The sequence below is a fragment of the Streptococcus sp. ACS2 genome, from assembly GCF_000525585.1.
In the GTDB taxonomy this organism is placed as follows: domain Bacteria; phylum Bacillota; class Bacilli; order Lactobacillales; family Streptococcaceae; genus Streptococcus.
The window spans coordinates 1-3,124 of record NZ_JALT01000013.1 but is presented as its reverse complement, the minus strand read 5'-3'; the positions used below and the strand labels follow the sequence as shown (position 1 = coordinate 3,124).

3 protein-coding genes and 1 pseudogene are annotated in these 3,124 nt (G+C 38.6%); 3 read left to right on the top strand and 1 reads right to left on the bottom strand.

The window, feature by feature from the left end:
• Positions 1–83: 83 nt before the first annotated feature.
• The 3 genes and pseudogenes from HMPREF1517_RS10800 to HMPREF1517_RS02325 all read left to right on the top strand — a co-directional run.
• Positions 84–392 (top strand): annotated as a pseudogene (locus HMPREF1517_RS10800) (hypothetical protein); the annotation flags it as partial.
• A 134-nt stretch (positions 393–526) separates the two neighbouring features.
• Positions 527–2,077 (top strand): BCCT family transporter, encoded by a 1,551-nt coding sequence (locus HMPREF1517_RS02330; protein ID WP_002885312.1) that lies wholly within the window; start codon positions 527–529, stop codon positions 2,075–2,077.
• Positions 2,078–2,288: 211 nt separating this feature from the next.
• Positions 2,289–2,648: a potassium channel family protein gene (locus tag HMPREF1517_RS02325; RefSeq protein ID WP_324250145.1), complete on the top strand. Its 360-nt coding sequence runs from the start codon at positions 2,289–2,291 to the stop codon at positions 2,646–2,648.
• 12 nt (positions 2,649–2,660) lie between these two features.
• On the opposite strand, the gene HMPREF1517_RS02320 is transcribed toward HMPREF1517_RS02325, so the two are convergent.
• Complete coding sequence (locus tag HMPREF1517_RS02320) at positions 2,661–2,900, bottom strand: protein rep (protein WP_002885362.1); 240 nt, start codon at positions 2,898–2,900, stop codon at positions 2,661–2,663.
• Between the last annotated feature and the right edge of the window lie 224 nt (positions 2,901–3,124).

The following is a 3,124-nucleotide window of genomic DNA, read 5'->3' as shown; positions in this document are numbered from 1 at the left end:
TAAAATTAAGCTAGACAGAAAAAGCCATCTAGGCTAGTCTCAGATAAACACCACATTTGTCTGAAAGGAACTAACATATAGGACGAAATGGATTACCGAAACAAATGGATTTTACGAATGTTTCTCAAAATTATGAGGCTGGGACAAAAGTCCTAGCCTCTCAATTTGTCTTTGGATTGTCGAGAAAGACACAGTGGTTGAGTGGGCTCTACTACGCTGATTTCATCAGCTTTTACAGCCCTACTCAACTGTGCGGAGGTGGGACGACGAAATCGAATTCTAACGAATTACCGATTTCTGTCCCACTCTCAAGAAATAGAATTCCTAGGAAATCATTGAATTATCAATCACCATACCAAGTTTTTCTGAGTTACTTGAAAAGTCTAGCTTAATTTGACAATTTAGGTTCTTAAACGTCTCTCGTTAATCAACTAAAAATCATAACTAGCTGTGTGTTATCCAATCTCCCCTCACTATTAAGTTTTTATCATTTTTGATATAATGGTAGAGAATGAAAGGAGATTTTATGTCAACTAAAAATTTAACGCCGGTCTTAAAAACCTCTTTTGTGCTACTGGCTATCCTGGTCCTTCTTGGTATTGTTATGCCTGACGGCTACCAAGTTTGGTCAGAACAACTAAGGGAAGTTATTTCAGATAAACTTGGCTGGTTTTACTTATTACTGGTCACGTCAATCGTTCTACTTTGTGGCTTTTTCCTGGTTAGTCCCGTTGGGCAAATCAAACTGGGGGAACCCAATTCGGTGCCTGAACACTCTACTATCTCTTGGATTGCCATGATATTTTCTGCTGGAATGGGAATCGGCCTTGTCTTCTACGGTGCCGCAGAGCCCTTATCCCATTATGCCATTTCAACGGTACGAGCTACCCCAGGGTCGCAGGAAGCCTTAGCCGATGCTTTCCGTTACACTTTCTTTCACTGGGGCATCCATGCCTGGGCAATATATGCTTTAATCGCCCTGGCCCTTGCCTACTTTGGTTTCCGAAAAAAAGAGAAATATCTTTTATCGGTTACCTTAAAGCCCTTGTTTGGTAAAAAAACAAACGGTAGCCTTGGTAAGATCGTAGATACGATTACAGTGGTCGCTACTGTTATCGGGGTGGCAACCACTCTTGGTTTTGGGGCAGCCCAAATCAATGGGGGACTCAACTACCTCTTTGGTATTCCAAACAATGCCCTTGTGCAAGTTATTATCATAATTATCACAACCATCCTCTTTACCATTTCAGCCCTTTCTGGTCTTGGAAAAGGGGTAAAAATCTTATCAAACACCAATCTTATTTTAGCGGTTGGACTACTCGCCATCACCATAATCATCGGTCCCACAGTCCAGATTTTTAATACCTTGACCGATAGTATCGGACTGTATATTTCCAATTTCTTCCGTATGAGTTTCAGTGCTGGTTCCTTTGGTCAATACAATCGTGACTGGATCAATACTTGGACGATTTTCTATTGGGCTTGGTGGATTTCTTGGTCACCATTCGTGGGAGTTTTTATTGCCAGAATTTCTAAAGGACGTAGTATCAGACAATTTCTATCCATCGTCTTATTAGCACCGACTGTATTAAGCTTTTTATGGTTTTCTACCTTTGGAACACTTTCAACGCATGTTCAATCACTTGGAAATGTAGATTTAACACAGTTTCCAAGTGAGCAGACCTTGTTTGCAACCTTCAGTCAACTGCCATTTGGTTTTATTGCCTCCGTTGTTGCCATCATCTTGATCATTACCTTCTTTATCACGTCAGCAGACTCTGCGACCTATGTGCTAGCTATGCTCTCTGATGATGGGAATCTCAAACCAAAGAATAACCTTAAAATCTTCTGGGGCGTACTCCTTGCGACTATTGCCATCGTCTTACTTCTTTCAGGGGGCTTAGTAGCCTTGCAAAATACGCTGATTATCGTAGCCTTTCCATTTTCACTCATCATGGTACTGATCATGGTTTCCCTAGTCATTGAATTGCTACACGAAAAAGACAAGATGGGACTGTCAATCACACCGACACGATACCCTAAAAAAGATCAACCCTTCAAATCTTATGAAGAATAAATAACCCAATTTGTAAAATTAAGCTAGACAGAAAAAGCCTATGTTAGGCTCAGATAAACACCACATTTGTCTGAAAGGAACTAACATAAATGACCTATACTCATCTTACCACAAACGAGCTTGTAACGATAGAGGCTTACTATCAAGAAAACATAATAAAAATTAATATAAAAAGTGTCTAAAATACATATTTAGACACTTTTTGTATGCTATAATTTTCATTAACACTATAACAAAGGAGAACCAAATGAAACGTTTAAATACTCTATTTCATATTATAAAAGTTACAGGATTTAATCAATTTTTGATAAGTTTTGTAAGTTTTATTTTTATTTCAGGAGGAATACTTTTATTAGTTGAACCTCAAATAAGTAATTACTGGGATGGACTATGGTATGCTTTTGTCACATCAACAACAGTAGGTTACGGAGATATACTAGCTACTACTCTAATCGGACGTATTACTAGCGTCTTTTTAACTGTATATGGACTTATTTTTTTTGGATGCTTATCAGCCGTAATTGTCAATTACTACAGCAAATTAAATACACCTAATAATAAAACTGACTAACATATTTCTTAGTTACTGTAAAAAATAATTCTTTCTCTGCCAATTCCAAACGGCTACAATTTCCTGACCTCGCGATACTTCTTGACTATCCTCTCCAGTCTGAACAAGATTACCATCTTCGACATCATCTAAGTCTAATTCTTTCTTGATAGTCTTGAAGAGTTTGCCAAATCCAATCTGTCGTTTCCGATAAAGTCCCTCAAACAAATCACCCGTTATCCGTTCTTTCGTCTCTTCAGACAAGACAATCACTTGTTTGTCATTCTCTTTCTCGACATCAAATGGATTTTACTAATATTTCTCAAAATTATGAGGCTGGGACAAAAGTCCTAGCCTCTTTATTGTTTTTGGATTGTCGAGCAAGACGCAGTGGTTGAGTGGGCTCTACTACGCTGATTTCATCAGCTTTTACTGCCCTACTCAACTGTGCGGAGGTGGGACGACGAAATCGAATTCTAACGAATTACCGATTTCTG